Source organism: Pseudoalteromonas peptidolytica, assembly GCF_012641745.1.
Taxonomy (GTDB): Bacteria; Pseudomonadota; Gammaproteobacteria; order Enterobacterales; family Alteromonadaceae; genus Pseudoalteromonas; species Pseudoalteromonas peptidolytica.
Map to the genome: position 1 here is coordinate 49479 of NZ_WEHZ01000005.1, position 17073 is coordinate 66551.

10 protein-coding genes are annotated in these 17073 nt (G+C 43.4%); 1 reads left to right on the forward strand and 9 read right to left on the reverse strand.

What is annotated here, in order from left to right; all coding sequences use genetic code 11:
• Positions 1-27 precede the first annotated feature (27 nt).
• From F9Y84_RS04735 to F9Y84_RS04770, 8 genes are all read right to left on the reverse strand, one after another.
• Positions 28-654, reverse strand: coding sequence for an SPOR domain-containing protein (locus F9Y84_RS04735; RefSeq protein ID WP_147390699.1), 627 nt, complete (start codon positions 652-654; stop codon positions 28-30).
• A 35-nt stretch (positions 655-689) separates the two neighbouring features.
• Positions 690-1955 carry a bifunctional tetrahydrofolate synthase/dihydrofolate synthase gene (folC, locus tag F9Y84_RS04740; protein WP_147390700.1) on the reverse strand — a complete coding sequence of 422 codons (1266 nt, stop codon included), beginning with the start codon at positions 1953-1955 and terminating at the stop codon, positions 690-692.
• Between the two features lie 26 nt (positions 1956-1981).
• Complete coding sequence (gene accD / locus F9Y84_RS04745; protein ID WP_125254460.1) at positions 1982-2857, reverse strand: acetyl-CoA carboxylase, carboxyltransferase subunit beta; 876 nt, start codon at positions 2855-2857, stop codon at positions 1982-1984.
• A gap of 134 nt (positions 2858-2991) precedes the next feature.
• Positions 2992-3786 carry a tRNA pseudouridine(38-40) synthase TruA gene (gene truA, locus F9Y84_RS04750; RefSeq protein WP_125254459.1) on the reverse strand — a complete coding sequence of 265 codons (795 nt, stop codon included), beginning with the start codon at positions 3784-3786 and terminating at the stop codon, positions 2992-2994.
• Between the two features lie 146 nt (positions 3787-3932).
• The gene (locus F9Y84_RS04755) at positions 3933-8699 is read right to left on the reverse strand and encodes a FimV/HubP family polar landmark protein (RefSeq protein ID WP_168756743.1); all 4767 of its coding nucleotides are present in this window, start codon (positions 8697-8699) and stop codon (positions 3933-3935) included.
• Between the two features lie 288 nt (positions 8700-8987).
• Positions 8988-10004, reverse strand: coding sequence for an aspartate-semialdehyde dehydrogenase (locus F9Y84_RS04760; protein WP_125254197.1), 1017 nt, complete (start codon positions 10002-10004; stop codon positions 8988-8990).
• A gap of 37 nt (positions 10005-10041) precedes the next feature.
• Positions 10042-11166: a 4-phosphoerythronate dehydrogenase gene (locus tag F9Y84_RS04765; RefSeq protein WP_147391040.1), complete on the reverse strand. Its 1125-nt coding sequence runs from the start codon at positions 11164-11166 to the stop codon at positions 10042-10044.
• Positions 11167-11248: 82 nt separating this feature from the next.
• The gene (locus tag F9Y84_RS04770) at positions 11249-11569 is read right to left on the reverse strand and encodes a DUF6419 family natural product biosynthesis protein (RefSeq protein ID WP_125254195.1); all 321 of its coding nucleotides are present in this window, start codon (positions 11567-11569) and stop codon (positions 11249-11251) included.
• A 525-nt stretch (positions 11570-12094) separates the two neighbouring features.
• On the opposite strand from F9Y84_RS04770, the gene fadE reads away from it, so the two are divergent.
• On the forward strand, positions 12095-14548 hold the full coding sequence (fadE, locus tag F9Y84_RS04775; RefSeq protein WP_147391041.1) for an acyl-CoA dehydrogenase FadE: 2454 nt from the start codon (positions 12095-12097) through the stop codon (positions 14546-14548).
• A gap of 134 nt (positions 14549-14682) precedes the next feature.
• Here fadE and F9Y84_RS04780 read toward each other — a convergent pair whose 3' ends face one another.
• Positions 14683-16941 (reverse strand): DUF5916 domain-containing protein, encoded by a 2259-nt coding sequence (locus tag F9Y84_RS04780; RefSeq protein WP_147391042.1) that lies wholly within the window; start codon positions 16939-16941, stop codon positions 14683-14685.
• Positions 16942-17073 lie beyond the last annotated feature (132 nt).

Here is a 17073-nt window from a genome sequence, read left to right on the forward strand (position 1 = left end):
TAAAAGGTTTGGCAGCTAAATACCAGATCATTTTGTTACTTCAAATTGCGTTAAGCGGCCATTTAATTTAGTTAATTTCTTTAGTTCTGGTAACTTAGCTTCAAGTTCTGCTTTATTTAAAGAAGGGCCTACAAACACTTTTGTTAGTGTTCCATTTGGTGTTTTGACTGGTTTTGTAAACGCTTTAAAACCATTTCCGCGTAATTTGTTAGTTAACGCATCTACATTCGATTTGTGAGAAAAACTACCTAACTGAATTACGTACGCCATCCTTGAAAAGTTCGATGTCTCTGGTCGGGTAAGTTTAGCCACTTCTATTTTATCATTGCTAAGCACTCGTTGTGGCTCACTTTGCTTCAGAGTATTATCCGCTTGCAGCTCTTCTGCGCGCTCTTTCGCGCCACTACTCTCAAGCTTTTCATCATCTGCAGGAACATTCTCAATATGCTCCTCAGTTAGCTCAGGTGCTAGTGCGGCTTGCATATCGAGCTTTTCTTGTAAATCTATGGTTTTGAACTCAGGCCTGTCAGGGATCGCTTGAAAGCCCTCTTTATAATGGACTTTTTCGCCGTCTAGAATATTTGGAATAAATATTATCGCCGCAACCACAACAATACTCGTCCCTACCAAGCGATTTATAAATACTGAGTTCACTACTATACTCTCTACTAAGTGTTAATTCTCGAATGTTATTTCAAGTTGTTTTGCCAATATGTCATTGCCTGAGCAACGGTCAAGAAGGAACCAAATATGACTAAAGCTTGATCCTGTTTTAGGCCGTGAATTTGCGCGTTCAATGCACCTTCCACATCATCATATATTGTAATTTGCTTATCCGTATCAAGTAATGGCTTAAGGTTTTCTGCGCGCTCCCCTCTGGGACCGTGCAACGACGCTAGACTCCACCTGTCGACATAGGGGGTTAGCGTTTTTAACACACTGGCTTTATCTTTATCCGCAAGCATAGCCGCTAAGGCATGAATTTTAAACCCTTTTTGCCGAAGATGTTGTAACTTAGTCGCTAAATACCTAGCCGATTCAGGGTTATGTGCGACATCGACGTACACTAAAGGAAAAGTACTAAGCTGTTGAAAGCGCCCTTCAACCTGAATTTCACTAAGACAACATTGCACAGATTCAAAACTGGGTAGTAAATCAAGTGTCGCTAAGACAGTGAGCGCAGTTGCCACATTCTGGGCGGGAATATTGGGGTTATCAAAGTACCAATCATTGTCAAAATATTGCCACCTAAATTGCGACTCTAGCTGCGTAAAGTGAAAGTCTTTGTTCGCAAGTACCATTTTGGCTGCTATTTCTGTACCGTAGTCAGTAACCGAATCAGGTATATTAAAATCACCAACGATAGCTGGCGTATTGGCACGAAAGATCCCTGCTTTATGGTAACCAACAGACTCTCGGGTGTCCCCTAAAAATGCTTTATGGTCTAAGTCAATGGTGGTAATGACCGATGCAACAGGCATCACGATATTTGTAGCATCATTGCGCCCACCTAACCCTACCTCTAACAGTATATAATCAACATTACAACGCTTAAAAATACTTAACGCACCCAAGGTGCCAAACTCAAACTGAGTGAGCGAAGTATCGCCACGCGTATCGTCAATTTGCTTAAAGGCATCGATATGATATTGCTCGTCGAGCTCGACACCATTAACTCTGACACATTCTGTATATCGAATTAAATGAGGAGAAGAGTAAGTTCCAACAGAAAAGCCTTGATTAAGCAACAAAGCTTCCAAACAACGCGCTGTGGTACCTTTACCGTTTGTACCACCAATCAAAATGATTTTACTGAATGATTCAAGCAGACCGACTTGCTCAGCAACTTGAGTAATTCGCTCAAGTCCCATGTCAATCGTGGCGGGGTGAATAGCTTCTAAATAACAAAGCCAATCATCAAGGCATGATGATTGGCTAGGCTGTTTAACTGTCATGGTTTGAATAGCTCAATCTGAAAAATTTACGCTACTCTATGCTCTTGTTCAGTAGAAGGCAAGTCCATAAACTTAGCTAAGATACGCGCTAACGTATCACGCATTTCACGACGGTCAACAATCATGTCGATGGCACCGTGCTCAAGTAAAAACTCACTACGTTGGAAACCTTCTGGTAGCGTTTCTCGAACCGTTTGCTCAATAACGCGAGGGCCTGCAAATCCTATCAATGCCTTAGGCTCTGCAACGTTAATATCCCCAAGCATAGCAAGTGATGCAGAGACTCCACCCATTGTAGGGTCTGTCAATACAGATATGAATGGCAACCCACGTTCACTCATCTTAGCCAATGCAGCACTCGTTTTAGCCATTTGCATAAGCGACATCAACGCCTCTTGCATTCGAGCACCACCTGAGGCTGAAAAGCAAATTAACGGCATATTGTGTTCAAGACAAACGTTAACTGCGTCAACGAATCGAGCACCTACCACCGATGCCATAGAGCCACCCATAAATGAGAACTCAAAAGCAACCGCTGCTACAGGAATACCTTTAACTCGACCTTTCATCGCCACAAGTGCATCTTTTTCGCCACTGGCTTTTTGCGCTTGAACAATTCGATCTGAATACTTTTTGGAATCTTTAAACTTGAGCACATCTTTTGGTTCATGCTCTATTCCCAACTCTTGACGATCTGCATCATCTAAAAAGCTTTCAAGGCGCTTACGTGCTGTGATACGCATATGATGATCACACTTAGGACACACACTTAACGACTTTTCTAATTCTGCTTTGTATAGGATTGAATCACAATCTGTACACTTCGCCCAAACCCCTTCTGGGATCTCTTTTTTACCAGAAGATTTCGTGGTTTTAGGTAAGATCTTTTCTAACCAACTCATTTGCAACTCTCTATCGTGCTTTATTCTGTTCCGTCAGCAAAGACAGACATCTTTTCCCAATTAAATCATGATTTAGCTATAGGTGATATAAAAAACTGGTCTTAAGAGTATAAGGTAGTACCTAAATATGACCGTTATACTAGCGCTTCCGGCAAAAATAGAGGCCCTAAAGGCATTTTTTCTATCTGCCACTGCTCAGGGTAATCTACGTCAACCAAATAAAGACCATTAGGTTTTGCCGTCGCACTTGCTAGCGTACGATCTTTTGCAGCCAATAATTCAGCCATCCAACCTGGCTCTTGCTTGCCAACACCAATATCCAGCAAACACCCTGTTATATTACGCACCATATGGTGTAAAAACGCATTGGCTTTAATGTCAATAACGATATATTTACCTACGCGTTCCACTTCTAAGTGATGGATATTACGAAATGGCGTATTAGATTGGCAATGTACTGCCCTGAAGGATGTGAAGTCTTGTTCTCCAATCATGGCAGGACATGCCGCTTTCATTCTTTCTACATCAAGTTCATGATGGAAGTGCGTTACACCGCTGCGTAAAATACCTGGTCGATATGTATGATTATAAATGACATAACGATAACGACGAGCAGTTGCAGAAAAGCGTGCATGGAACTCTGGGTGTACCTCTTTAGCAAACCGAACGGCAATATCATCAGGGAGCTGTGAGTTCATACCCAATGTGAATGCACTCATGTCTCGAGCCGACTCAGTATCGAAATGAATGATCTGCCCAGTAGCATGAACACCAGCATCTGTGCGCCCTGCGCAAGTGATCTCAACCGGATGATTACAAATATTCGAGAGCGCTTTTTCTATTTCTTCTTGGACACTGCTAACGTGGCTTTGTCGTTGCCACCCACTGTAATTTGCCCCATTGTATTCAATGCCTAACGCTACTCGCATACTATTTCTATCGCAACCTATAACAAAAACACCATTTTATGCGATTGCTGGCTTTAATTAAAGCGCTGAAGTGAAAACCAGTACCTGCCAAAAACACATCTTGTTATTTGGCAGGCCTTAAGGTGGCAGCCTAATCACCGTTTCCGCTAACTAGTAAGGCTAGATTTAAGCGCTTTAGCTTCTGCTTGAACAGAGTCAGGACCATTGTCTATCACGTCGTCCAGCGTAGAGATTGCAGAATCATAATCTTGGATCTCAATATATGCTTTGGCTAAGTCCAGTTTGGCAGAAAAGCCCTCGTCTTCTAAATCAACATCAGTGGTGTTTTCACCCGCCAGTAACTCATCAAAGTCACCTAGCCCAACATCCATATTCGCACCAACATAAGGCTCTTCATCTGAGACTAAATCATCGCTTTGCTCCAGCAACTCCTCTATTTCCAAGTAGTCACCCTCACCAATCTCTTCCGTAGGGGCGTCTTGAGGGTCATGGGCTTCGAGTTCATCTTGCAATAAGCTATCAAAATCAACTTCAAAATCTTCACTATCATTGGTGTCGAAGGTAGCTGGTTCATCAAGTTCACTCAATAGTGCATCAAAGTCCTGTTGAGTAAAATCGGCCATAAATTCTTTTTCAATTTCGGCTTCATCAACCTGCGGCACTTCAACTTCCGAGTCAGACTCACTTAGCAATGTATCAAGTTCGTCCCCATCAGCCAGTTCAGTGATCACCTCTTCAAACGGAGCAGTTTCGTCATTTATGAGGTCTTCTTCGTCAAGCGTGTCTGACGCTAACTCAACTTCGTCTTCAAGTAACGTGTCTTCATCAAAGTCAGCTTCTAGCTCTGGGAGTAGCTCCGCCTCATCGTGCGCTGCGTCTTCGTCAAGTGCAGTTGGCACGTCAGGTGCTGGTGCTTCTTCGGCTTCGTCCTCAAGTAAAGTATTTTCATCAAAGTCAGCTTCTAACTCTGGGAGTAGCTCCGCGTCATCTTGCGCTGCCTCTTCGTCAAGTGCAGTTGGCACGTCAGGTGCTGGTGCTTCTTCGGCTTCGTCCTCAAGTAACGCCTCGTCTTCAAGTAAAGTATCTTCATCAAAGTCAGCTTCTAACTCTGGGAGTAGCTCCGCGTCATCTTGCGCTGCCTCTTCGTCAAGTGCAGTTGGCACGTCAGGTGCTGGTGCTTCTTCGGCTTCGTCCTCAAGTAACGCCTCGTCTTCAAGTAAAGTATCTGCATCAAAGTCAGCTTCTAACTCTGGGAGTAGCTCCGCGTCATCTTGCACTGCGTCTTCGTCAAGTACAGTTGGCACGTCAGGTGCAGGTGCTTCTTCGGCTTCGTCCTCAAGTAACGCCTCGTCTTCAAGTAAAGTATCTGCATCAAAGTCAGCTTCTAACTCTGGGAGTAGCTCCGCGTCATCTTGCGCTGCGTCTTCGTCAAGCGCAGTTGGCACGTCAGGTGCTGGTGCTTCTGCGGCTTCGTCCTCAAGTAACGTTTCGTCTTCAAGTAAAGTATCTTCATCAAAGTCAACTTCTAACTCTGGGAGTAGCTCCGCGTCATCTTGCGCTGCGTCTTCTTCAAGTGCAGTAGGTACATCAGGTGCTGGTGTTTCTTCAGCTTCGTCCTCAAGTAACGTCTCGTCTTCAAGTAAAGTATCTTCATCAAAGTCAGCTTCTAACTCTGGGAGTAGCTCCGCGTCATCTTGCGCTGCGTCTTCGTCAAGTACAGTTGGCACGTCAGGTGCTGGTGCTTCTTCGGCTTCGTCCTCAAGTAACGCCTCGTCTTCAAGTAACGTGTCTTTGTCGAAGTCAGCTTCCTGATCTGATAATGGTTCAGCTTCACCCGGTGAGGTCACTTCTTCAAGCTCTGGAAATGCGTCTTCGATTTCAAGATCTGCATCACTCGTTAGCTCATCATCAAGGTTTCCCTCAATATCAAAGTTTGAATCGCGTTGCAGCGCTTCAGAGAGCGCTCTTTCAGTCTCTGTTTCAATATCTGTTGTAGCATCTTCCCCAAGCTCTAACTCAGGATAGCTATCTAACTCAACGCTTGCTTCGAATTCCTCTTCTGAGAGATCTTCATCTTCATTCAAATCAACTTCATCAGAAAGCGGATCATCACCAAGTTCGATTTCTACTTCATTATCAACAAGTTCATCATCAGCGCTTGGATCTAGATCTAATTGTTCCTCGGCTTGAAGCTCTTGAAGTAATTCGTCAACGCTCTTTAGCTCTGGATCTTCAAATTCACTGTTGTCATCAGCTTCAGCGTTTTCTTCATTAAACGCCTCTTCGTTAGCCAAATCAGATAGCAAATTATCTTCGCTTTCTTCAGGAGACTCGGGAATTACTTCTTCATCATCAAGTATACCACTTAAGTGACCTTCCTCTGTCCTGTCAACAGGCTCATCTAGTAAGTCGTCGATGTCATCGTTTGCATCAACCTCTGATTCATCTTCAAGCTCAGGTTGAGGCTCTGCTAATGGCTCGTCCAACAAGTCGTCGATATCATCGTCTGCATCAACCTCTAATTCATCTTCAAACTCAGGTTGAGGCTCTGCTAATGGCTCGTCCAACAAGTCGTCGATGTCATCGTTTGCATCAACCTCTAATTCATCTTCAAGCTCAGGCTGAGGCTCTGCTATAGACTCGTCCAACAAGTCGTCGATATTATCGTTTGCATCAACCTCTAATTCATCTTCAAGCTCAGGCTGAGGCTCTGCTAATGGTTCGTCCAACAAGTCGTCGATATCATCGTTTGCCTCAACCTCTAATTCATCTTCAAGCTCAGATTGAGGGTCTACTGATGGCTCGTCCAACAAGTCATCGATATCATCGTTTGCATCAACCTCTAACTCATCTTCAAGCTCAGGTTGAGGTTCTACTGATGGCTCGCCCAACAAGTCGTCGATATCATCGTTTGCTTCAACTTCAAGTTCATCTTCAAGCTCAGGTTGAGGTTCTTCTATAGGCTCGTCCAACAAGTCGTCGATATCATCGTTTGCTTCAACTTCAAGTTCATCTTCAAGCTCAGGTTGAGGTTCTTCTATAGGCTCGTCCAACAAGTCGTCGATATCATCGTTTGCAAGTATATCCGGTTCTTCTTCTAGCTCTGGTTGTGATTCATCTTGTGCTTCGTCCAACAAAGCATCAATGTCATCGCCTGCGAGCATATCTAGCTCTTCTTCCAGCTCTGGTTGTGATTCATCTTGTGCTTCGTCCAACAAAGCATCAATATCATCGCCTGCAAGTATATCCGGCTCTTCTTCTAGCTCTGGTTGTGATTCATCTTGTGCTTCGTCCAACAAAGCATCAATATCATCCCCTGCAAGTATATCCGTTTCTTCTTCTAGCTCTGGTTGTGATTCATCTTGTGCTTCGTCCAACAAAGCATCAATGTCATCCCCTGCAAGTATATCCGGCTCTTCTTCCAGCTCTGGTTGCGATTCATCTTGTGCTTCGTTCAACAAAGCATCAATATCATCAGCATTGATTAAACTTTCGTTTTCAAGGTCACCATTGAATTCAGGCTCTTCATCCAATGCACCATCTAAAATGGAGTCAATGTCATCGTTAGTTTCTGCACTGACTTGTTCATCAGCTAGTTCTTCACTCAATGCAGCCAGCGCATCATCACTAACGTCGACCTCCTCATCCTGAGGCTCATTAAAGAGATCGTCTAAATCACCGTCACTCAAGATATCGTTGCTATCGTCAACATCTAGAGGGATCTCATCGCTAGAGTCCTCGAAGCTTTGCTGCATAAAGTCTTCTTCATGACTGTCGTCAAACGAAATGTCTTCATTTAGTAAGCTATCAAGTTCATCTTGATCTAGTGTATCGTTGCCATCTTCAAAATCATCGTCGAGAGAGTCAAATGTGATCTCATCATCCTCTGGCAGTATGTCATCATCGAGTTGTACACTACTTCCTAAAGTATCCTCATCACCGACACCAATATCTAGCGGATCCGGCTCTGCTGCAAATGTCGCAGCAGTTGCTGCGGCTGTGGCTCCTGCCGCAGCAGGTGTGCTTGGTAAAAACTCATCATCATCTTCAGCTTGAGGTGCTTGATTTTTTCTGCGCATAAACATGATGAACCCAGCAAGCGCCAGTAGTGCTGGTAAAGTCGCTAACAACGCAATACCTGGCATAGAACTGAAGAAATCTCCCAAACCGTCGCTTTCCTCAGCTTTTGCCTGCGCGGCCTGTTGTTCAATCATTTCATTTTGCAGGTCGATTACCGCTTTAAGTTGTTGTTGTATTTCACTATCTTTACCAAGCTGAGTTCGTACTGTTTGAAGTTCTGTGGAAATCGCACCAAGTTGCTGCTTCAACTTATTATTTTCTGACAGGATCTCTTCTACATTGCGCACTGAAGATTTGAACTCTTTTTGTAAGTCCATCAACCGCATATCTTGCTCCATTTTTAAAGAGCGTAATTGGTTGGTTAGGTCTTCTTTTGCTTCTTCAACGTCGACTTTGCGCGCTTGTGTGACTTTTTTATCCGCTTGCTCTATCGCATTAGGGTTTAGCAGCCCTTTGCGTTTCATGTCCCACAGCCTATCGTCCTGATCGGATTTTTGCTTGGCAAGCGTAGGATCTACGCTGCGGATTTCATTAATGGTTGGAATGCGCAGGTAGGTACCGTACTGCATGTGGTTGAGGTTTTTATCTAAAAATGAGTTCGGATTCTTGTCATAGAGGGCCTTCATCACTTGATAAATAGTGACTGAATCGTCCGGACGCACTTTTTGTGCTATTCGCCATAGTGTATCCGTGGGTCTGATAGGCCCTATAGATCGACCTTGAGCCCCGTAATCAACCCCTTTAGGGCCCTTTAACACTACCCCCTCTTGGGTGTATACCGGTGTTGCAAGTAGTGCGAATACAAAGATACTAAAAAAGGCTAAACCGCGCATGCCGATCCTTTACTCAAATGTTTAACACTCGTTAAACGACATTTTATTATTATGGCTTTGAAGCAAGCTCTATTCCAAATGCAAACTATAAACCAGTTACACCTGAATATCCATTGCAACGTATTGAAAGTTAACATGGTTGTAATGCTTTTTGCTGATGTAGAAAAAGCATGATATAGAAGAAGAATAGTCAACTAATTGACTTTTCGGCAAACTTATTGGCATAAGTTTGCCGCAATGGTCAGCTATTTTTAAAACTTTAAGGGGGGACCGGCTTAACAAAGCACCTTAAAGATAACTTTCAATCAATGCTTCAGCTATTTGAATACTATTGGTTGCCGCACCTTTTCTAGTATTGTCAGAAACAACCCATAGATTAAGCCCTAGAGGATGCGAAATATCTTGTCTTACTCGACCCACGTATACAGTATCATTACCGCTTGCGTCGCTGACCGGTGTTGGGTAATCGGTTTCATCTTCAATTAACTCAACACCAGGTGCATCCGCCAGTAACTGCTTTACATGCTCTAGATCAAAAGGCATACGTGTTTCAAGGTGAATAGCCTCGGCGTGACCAAAAAATACAGGGACACGAACTGCTGTTGGGTTTACCAACACGCTAGAGTCACCTAAGATCTTTTGAGTTTCCCACACCATTTTCATTTCTTCTTTGGTGTAGCCATTTTCTTGGAAAGCATCAATCTGTGGAATAACGTTAAACGCAATTTGTTTCGTGAAAACTTCATTTTCCATTGGTCTTGCGTTCATTAAGTTAGCTGTTTGCTTGGCTAACTCATCAACAGCTTCTTTACCTGCCCCTGATACCGCTTGGTACGTTGACACATTTATTCTATCGATGCCATACGCATCATAAATTGGTTTGAGTGCAACCAACATCTGAATTGTAGAGCAATTTGGATTAGCGATGATGTTACGATTTCTAAAGTCAGCTAAGCTTTCCTTATTAACCTCGGGAACAACTAATGGTACGTCAAAGTCATATCTAAAGTGAGAAGTATTGTCTATCACAACACACCCAGCTTCCGCTGCAATCGGCGCGTACTTTTCTGATACCGAACCTCCGGCAGAAAACAGTCCAATATGCGCATTCGCGAAATCAAAAGTTTCAACATCAATGACTTCTACTTTTTCACCTTTAAAGTCAATCTCTTCACCCGCACTGCGACTGCTCGCCAACGGATAAAGTGTATCCACTGGAAACTTTCGCTCTGCTAATAGTTCTATAATCTGCTTACCAACAAGACCTGTTGCCCCAAGCACCGCAACATTAAATTTTTGCGACATTGTTCTTCCTCAATTCTGTAATATACCAATCAAGTTATTAGCTGCTGCACTTTGAAAAGCCAAGCTGATAAAGCTTGTCACTGATTGGAGAGTCATCATTTAATTCAATTGTACTAAATTCTCGGCGCACAGGATATGCTTTACGCAAAGCATCAAACCCTTGTGAAGTTAAGTTAGCTCTCATGATGCCATCATCGCGACGGACGTCATACACCAGATGTACCAAATTTAGTAAGTCGTTCTCGTTTGCTGTATCTTGCAGCTTACATGCAGTAACACTAGGCTTAGGTAAAAAGTCAGTTATCGTTTTTTGTGGTTTAAGATTTAGCGTATTACAAACCGCTTCATATAGCATTTGTGTACCACGCGCTTTGCCTTCGAGTGTATGGCCAGCAATATGTACAGTGGCAAAACGTACGTATGGTAGTAGTGATTGCAAAATATTAGGCTCATTCTCCCACACGTCCAGTACCAACTCTAACGCCTGCCCGCCTTCTAGCGCCCTTAATAAAGCTTGGTTATCAATAACATCACCACGACTTGCATTGATTAACACCATACCAGGCTTTAATGACGCAATTCGTGCTTCATTCAATAAATGTATGGTTTTATGCTCACCATTTTTTACAAGTGGAACGTGAAATGAAACAAAATCTGCGGCCTTGAGTGCATCATCAAGCTCGATATGAGAGTCCAAACTGCCGTCTTGGTATCTTAGCGGGTCGCACAGCAATACTTTGAGGCCCAACGCGCCAATTTTTGCAGCTAAACATTTACCAATATTCCCAACCCCGACAATAGCAATGGTTTTCCCTTGCAAGGAAGTGCCGCTTTCTTGTGCATAGGCCATGATAGCGCTAATCACATATTCTGCCACTGCAATCGCGTTACACCCAGGTGCACTACTAAATGCGATACCTGAGCTTGCCAGTAATTGTGTGTCGATGTGGTCAATACCGATAGTTGCTGTACCAACAAACTTAAGTTGCTTGGCCTTTGCCAACAAGGCTTCATTCACCTTAGTCACTGAACGAGTAAGGAGAATATCTGCATCGCTTAATTCTTCTGGGCGCAGGTTGCGGCCGTCAAAACGGATAACTTCACCAATATCTGAGAAAAAAGACTCTACCAGGGGCATATTTTGATCGGCTAATATACGCATCGGGGTTCCCTATAACCAATTTTATCAAGTTCAAGTGCGAAAACTGTTCACTGACGGAAGTCTAACATGGCAAGGTAGGTAACTAATAATAAAACCTTTTATTCTGAGCTACTTCCTTATTGCATCCAAATGCGATCGCAAAAAACATCACACAACATACAAACACCACCGCACCTTTAAGACTTAACCAACCACCAGAGTCAAGTAAGGGACAAAAGGTCATCGCGAGTACATTGATACAGCATAACAAAAGTGCCCATCGAGTGTATGAACGATAGCCAATCAAGGCTGCAAATAAGCTACTAAAAACATTAAAAATTACAGCTTCTGGAAGTAAATGAAAAGCCGCTAACATCGCAACGAAGGCTAAAATAATAATGAGGCAAAATATACTTTGTTGCATCTTGTTTCTCCTTAACATAGACAACAACTATTACCACTTTACGCGAGAAATCAGTGGCAAAATGAAAGATAAATCAGTTACCAACTGCTCTAGCAAAAGTGAGCATGTAATACCAACACCGAAAGAGTAGATGACACTATTTTGCTGTTCCTTTGCAGTCCATCAATACATTACTTTTCAGATAAGGCACTCCAAAGTGTAGAAGCTTTATAATAGATTTCAATATCAACCTTAGATGAAGTTTTGGCAATTATAGTGGACAGAACTAGGGATTTTTTAAAAGAAAATTCATGTGCATTTTCGCCACATTGCACTACGTTACTTACACTTTTAAGGTATCTAACACCACTGAAGTTACAAATACTGCTGGTTTCACGGTGATTTTCAATTATGTGTGGCACACGTAAATAAATTGTCACAAACAGACTGCAATTAATTAATCGTGATGATATCAAGACGCTTGAAATATCAGCGTTAACCAGCTAGTCTAACTGGGTGGTCAGACCTCTTATAAGGAAGAACAACATGACACTTATATTTGTTCTCGCTTTGATTGTCTTGCTCAGTGCAGCAAGTTATCATCGCGCAAGCTGGAATACCGCTATCGGGATTGCAGCAGTTACTATGCTCGTTGGCACCTTTGCGGGTGCATTCGGCATTATCTCTTGGTTAATTTTCTTAGCGATTGTTATTCCGCTTTCAGTAACGAATCTGCGTCAGCAGTACATCGTGGCTCCGGCATTTAAAGCGTTCAAAAAAGTTACGCCAACAATGTCAGAAACGGAAAAGTCGGCGATTGATGCTGGTACTACGTGGTGGGAAGCCGACCTATTTTGTGGTAACCCAAACTGGGATAAACTTCATCAGTTTCCAAAGCCACGCTTGAGCGTTGAAGAGCAAGCGTTTTTGGATGGCCCAGTTGAAGAAGTGTGTGCCATGCTTAACGATTGGGAAGCTACGCACGAGCTGACGGACTTACCGCAAGACGTGTGGCAATACTTAAAAGACAACAAGTTCTTTGCGATGATCATCAAAAAGCAATACGGTGGTCTTGAGTTTTCAGCTTACGCGCAATCTTGTGTATTACAAAAGCTTACTAGTAAATCAACTTTACTATCGTCTATCGTGGGCGTACCTAACTCGTTAGGCCCAGGAGAACTACTTCAGCACTATGGTACTGACGAGCAAAAAGAGCATTACTTACCTCGCCTAGCAGTGGGTGATGAAATCCCTTGTTTTGCATTAACCTCACCGGAAGCAGGCTCTGATGCTTCATCTATCCCTGACTTTGGTGTTGTGTGTAAAGGTGAATGGGAAGGCAAAGAAGTGCTGGGTATTAGCTTAACGTGGAATAAGCGTTATATTACCTTAGCGCCCGTTGCGACTGTACTTGGTCTGGCGTTTAAAATGCGTGACCCGGACGGCTTACTAGGCGATAAAGAAGAGCTAGGTATTACTTGTGCCCTGATTCCTACTAACACACCAGGTGTAAAAATTGGTCGTCGCCACTTCCCTCTAAATGTGCCATTCCAAAATGGTCCAACACAAGGTGAGAACGTATTTGTACCACTCGATTTCATTATCGGTGGTGCAAAAATGGCAGGACAAGGCTGGCGCATGCTAGTTGAGTGTTTGTCAGTTGGTCGTGTTATTACGCTTCCTTCAAACTCTGCCGGTGGTATTAAATCTCTTGCAGTGGCAAGTGGTGCGTATAGTCGTATTCGTCGTCAATTCAAACTGCCTATTGGTAAAATGGAAGGGATTGAAGAGGCACTTGCGAAACTGGGTGGCTACGCGTATAGCTCTGATGCTGCGGTTACCATGTCAACTGGCGCGGTAGATTTAGGTGAAAAACCTTCAGTAGTTTCTGCCATTTTGAAGTACCACTTAACCGAGCAAATGCGTGCTTCGACTATCCATGCTATGGATATTCATGGTGGTAAAGGGATTTGTCTAGGTCCGAATAACTATGTTGGCCGTGGTTACCAAGGTGCACCAATTGCGATTACGGTAGAAGGTGCAAACATCCTAACCCGTAACATGATCATCTACGGTCAAGGCGCTATTCGTTGCCATCCATTTGTACTGGCTGAACTTGAAGCTTGCTCTATCAAGGATAAACAAGAAGCGCTTGACAGCTTCGACAAATCCCTGATGGGTCACATCGGTTTCACCATTTCGAACTTGGTAAGAACTAAATGGCTAGCACTGACCGGTGCACGTTTCACCAAAGTACCGTTTAACGATGAAACCGCAGTTTATTACCGTAATGCTGCCCGTTACAGTGCATCTTTGGCATTAATGTCTGATATTTGTATGGCTGTATTTGGTGGTTCACTTAAGCGCAAAGAGCGTATATCTGCACGTTTAGGCGACTTATTAAGCTACCTATACTTAGTTTCAGCAACGCTTAAGCGCTATAACGATGAAGGTCGTCGTAAAGAAGACTTACCGTTTGTGCAATGGTCTTGTCAAGAGCACCTATATCTTTGCCAACGTGCCCTTGCTGACTTAATTAATAACATGCCTTCTGCTGCATTACGTGGCTTATTGAAAGTGGTATTGTTCCCATTTGGTCGTCCGGTTCGTAAACCAACCGACAAAATGGAGCATAAACTTGCTCAGCTACTTCAAGTACCTAGCGAAACCCGTGACCGTCTTGCAACACACATCTACTTAAAAGACGAGCCTCTGTGCTTGCTTGGTAAGCAAGAACAAACGCTAAAAGACATTCTTGCCGTAGAGCCTTTATTTGAAAAAGTATGCCGTGGTACTGGTAAAAAGTTACCGTTTATGCAGCTTGATAAAGTGGCAGCAATGGGGCTTGAAGCTGGCGTACTAAGCGAAGACGAAGCAGCGAAATTAACTGCCGTTGAAGCAAAACGTCTTGCCGTTATCAACGTTGATGACTTTGACCCTGAAGAATTACTTGCTGGTAAAGCGAGAACCAAAGAGTCAGCTAAGGCAGACGCAGCATAACTATTTTTGTTTAGGTAGTGTTACCCATACTACCTTAGCAATTAGCGTGGATATAAAGGTCAGAGTTTTCTGACCTTTTTTCTTGGCAGATTAGAGCTGGGGGAACACAGCTCTAGTGATTTAGCGTTAGTGTTTTAAAATAAATATCGCACCTTAAACGTCACTAAGTCTTGCGCTGGCTGTTGCCATAAATCGGCAACACTACCAAACCAATCTCTGCGCCCGACCTGCGACTTTTCAAATGTCGAAAAGTTTGCTCCTCCTCGTTGATACACTAAAAAAATGTCTGAATATGCACCCATGCGATAACGCAGTTTTATCTGGCTCGCCAAGCGCCTATCGTCAAAACTCGTGTCACCATGAACTTCGCGAAGATCACCATTGGTTAGTTGATAAATCGTCTTACTTCGCGCTTCAAGTACCGTCCACTGTAGTGAACCACTGAGTTCAAGGTTGTCAGTGATCCGGCCATTAAATTCAAATTTATTGGAAAACTCATCCCTGTCGTATTCACTCAAGCGGTTTTGCCCGTTTGCCATTAGCCAGCCATCACCGCTTCTAAAGAAATTACTCAACTTAAGGTTCCAGTTATAATGTGGCATCCACGTCAAATCCACGGCGTACTGCTGTGCTGAGCCTGATATTCCTTCTTGGTCAAGCTCTATACTTGCAGCCCAAGAAAAATCTCCCACATAAGGGCTTTGATAAAATACCCGAGACTCCACGCGGCTTGGCATCTCAAACATCTCTGTGCCTCGCCCTAAATTATCTTGTTTACCGCTGGTGTAATAATCTAGACCGAGATTGAGCTGACCACCATTTGCCAGCAAAAACTGCGCTAAATATGCTTGTCTGGCCGCTAAGCCTGTTCCTGCATTATTTTGCTCATGTCTTAATGTGAGTGACTGCTTTAATCTGGTAAACCAGCTGTCTTTTGGGTGCATTGAGTATTCACCATAAAGCTCACTCACCTGCCAGTCGTTTCGTTTCATATAGCCGAGATCACGATTATCAAATTCGTCATCCACTGCAAAGTAGCGCGCAGCGAACTTTGTCTGTAACGACTGTTGATACTCCGCCTCTAGCGATACACCTTCACCTGTAACACGTTGCTTTTGTGTTTCTACCTCAGTTTGTAATAGCGCACCTTTGAAAGACCAAGTATCACTACGATACTGGCCATCAAGGGCATAACTTGTGGCATCACGCTCAAGAAACGGTCTGTCTGTTTTGGTTGCAAGCACACCAGCTTGCCAATCTTGCGTGCGATAATTAGCTCTTGCGGCAAAAAACTGCTTACCGATATCATCCGAAAAGTCCGACTCAGACACAGCAAAAGTACCAAATTGTACCGACTTACCTTTATGTACAAATCGTAGCGCCGCATCTATGGGGGTGATTGTACGTGTACCATCATCACTTGAAGCCCCTATACGACGAGTATGAATAAGCTTAGTGCTTTCAAGTGCAGCAACTTCAAACAGGCTGATATCTTGGGTGAAAAATGGACGTTTATCGGTGCGAAGCGTTTCCACGGCCGAATAATTCACATCAACATCATCGATATCCACCTGCCCAAAATCAGGATTCACAGCAAGACTTACCTTCTGATGATGAGAAGGTTTGTAGAATAAATCAAACCCAACATCGGACTGGTGCTGGCGCTCGGAAGGCGACGTGCTTAGAGGTGCAAATTGAGCTTGATGCGCAAAATAAGGCACAAATGCCAATTGAGAATGCGCGGGAATGTGTGCTGCGATCTTTGGCATAGACAAGAAAAAGTCGTTATTTGCTGTTGTATCCTCATGGTTTGCATAGATAAAATTACTTTTAAGCTCATACAACTGTACCGAAACCCCAATGTTTTTAAGCCCCTGCTCATCTCCCGGTTGAAACGATACAGTATGCCAAGGGATCAGTAATTCTGTGGTCCAATACGTATGGTCAATGTGATTGGCATAGTGCCAATCCCCATCCCAATCGTAATCCACGTTTAAGCTCGGAGTTACAACACCATCTTGCGATCCGCCACCTAATGTCACCGAGAATTGATATGCGCTGCTGCCGTCCCCTGAAAAGTCCACAACTACCCGATTGAAGTCAGCTTGCATAAAGCGGTCATGGATATTGAATTGTCGCTTACGCTCGGCTTTATGCTGGAAGTTTTTAATACCAATATAAACACCGTCGGTGGTTGCAAAGGCTTTTGCTGTAATTTTGTCATTGGCAGATGCCAAAGTTACAGGCACAACCTGAACAAATTGTTCAAAGTGCGTAGCAGAGCCCCACTGCGCTTCATTTAACTTACCATCAATCACAATAGGGTCCGCAAGTACAGCTCCTGCCATCATGGGATAACTTAAACCAAGCCAAAATTTATTGCTTTTATTCATACATACTTTCCTCAGAGTTATGCCTGCTATTGCAACAAACTTTGCCGTAAAAAGTTCTTAACTTTTTCTGAAGAAAGCTGACTTAACCTTTATAAACATTGACTTAATCTTAAGAAACGCTAACGTTATAGG

What these genes read in the sequence shown, in the direction of transcription:
- F9Y84_RS04770 (WP_125254195.1), bottom strand. Translation starts at nt 11,569, where the DNA reads ATGCAACAAAGTATATTTTGCCTCATTATTATTTTAGCCTTCGTTGCG.
- fadE (WP_147391041.1), top strand. Translation starts at nt 12,095, where the DNA reads ATGACACTTATATTTGTTCTCGCTTTGATTGTCTTGCTCAGTGCAGCA.
- F9Y84_RS04780 (WP_147391042.1), bottom strand. Translation starts at nt 16,941, where the DNA reads ATGAATAAAAGCAATAAATTTTGGCTTGGTTTAAGTTATCCCATGATG.
- truA (WP_125254459.1), bottom strand. Translation starts at nt 3,786, where the DNA reads ATGCGAGTAGCGTTAGGCATTGAATACAATGGGGCAAATTACAGTGGG.
- F9Y84_RS04755 (WP_168756743.1), bottom strand. Translation starts at nt 8,699, where the DNA reads ATGCGCGGTTTAGCCTTTTTTAGTATCTTTGTATTCGCACTACTTGCA.
- F9Y84_RS04760 (WP_125254197.1), bottom strand. Translation starts at nt 10,004, where the DNA reads ATGTCGCAAAAATTTAATGTTGCGGTGCTTGGGGCAACAGGTCTTGTT.
- F9Y84_RS04765 (WP_147391040.1), bottom strand. Translation starts at nt 11,166, where the DNA reads ATGCGTATATTAGCCGATCAAAATATGCCCCTGGTAGAGTCTTTTTTC.
- folC (WP_147390700.1), bottom strand. Translation starts at nt 1,955, where the DNA reads ATGACAGTTAAACAGCCTAGCCAATCATCATGCCTTGATGATTGGCTT.
- accD (WP_125254460.1), bottom strand. Translation starts at nt 2,857, where the DNA reads ATGAGTTGGTTAGAAAAGATCTTACCTAAAACCACGAAATCTTCTGGT.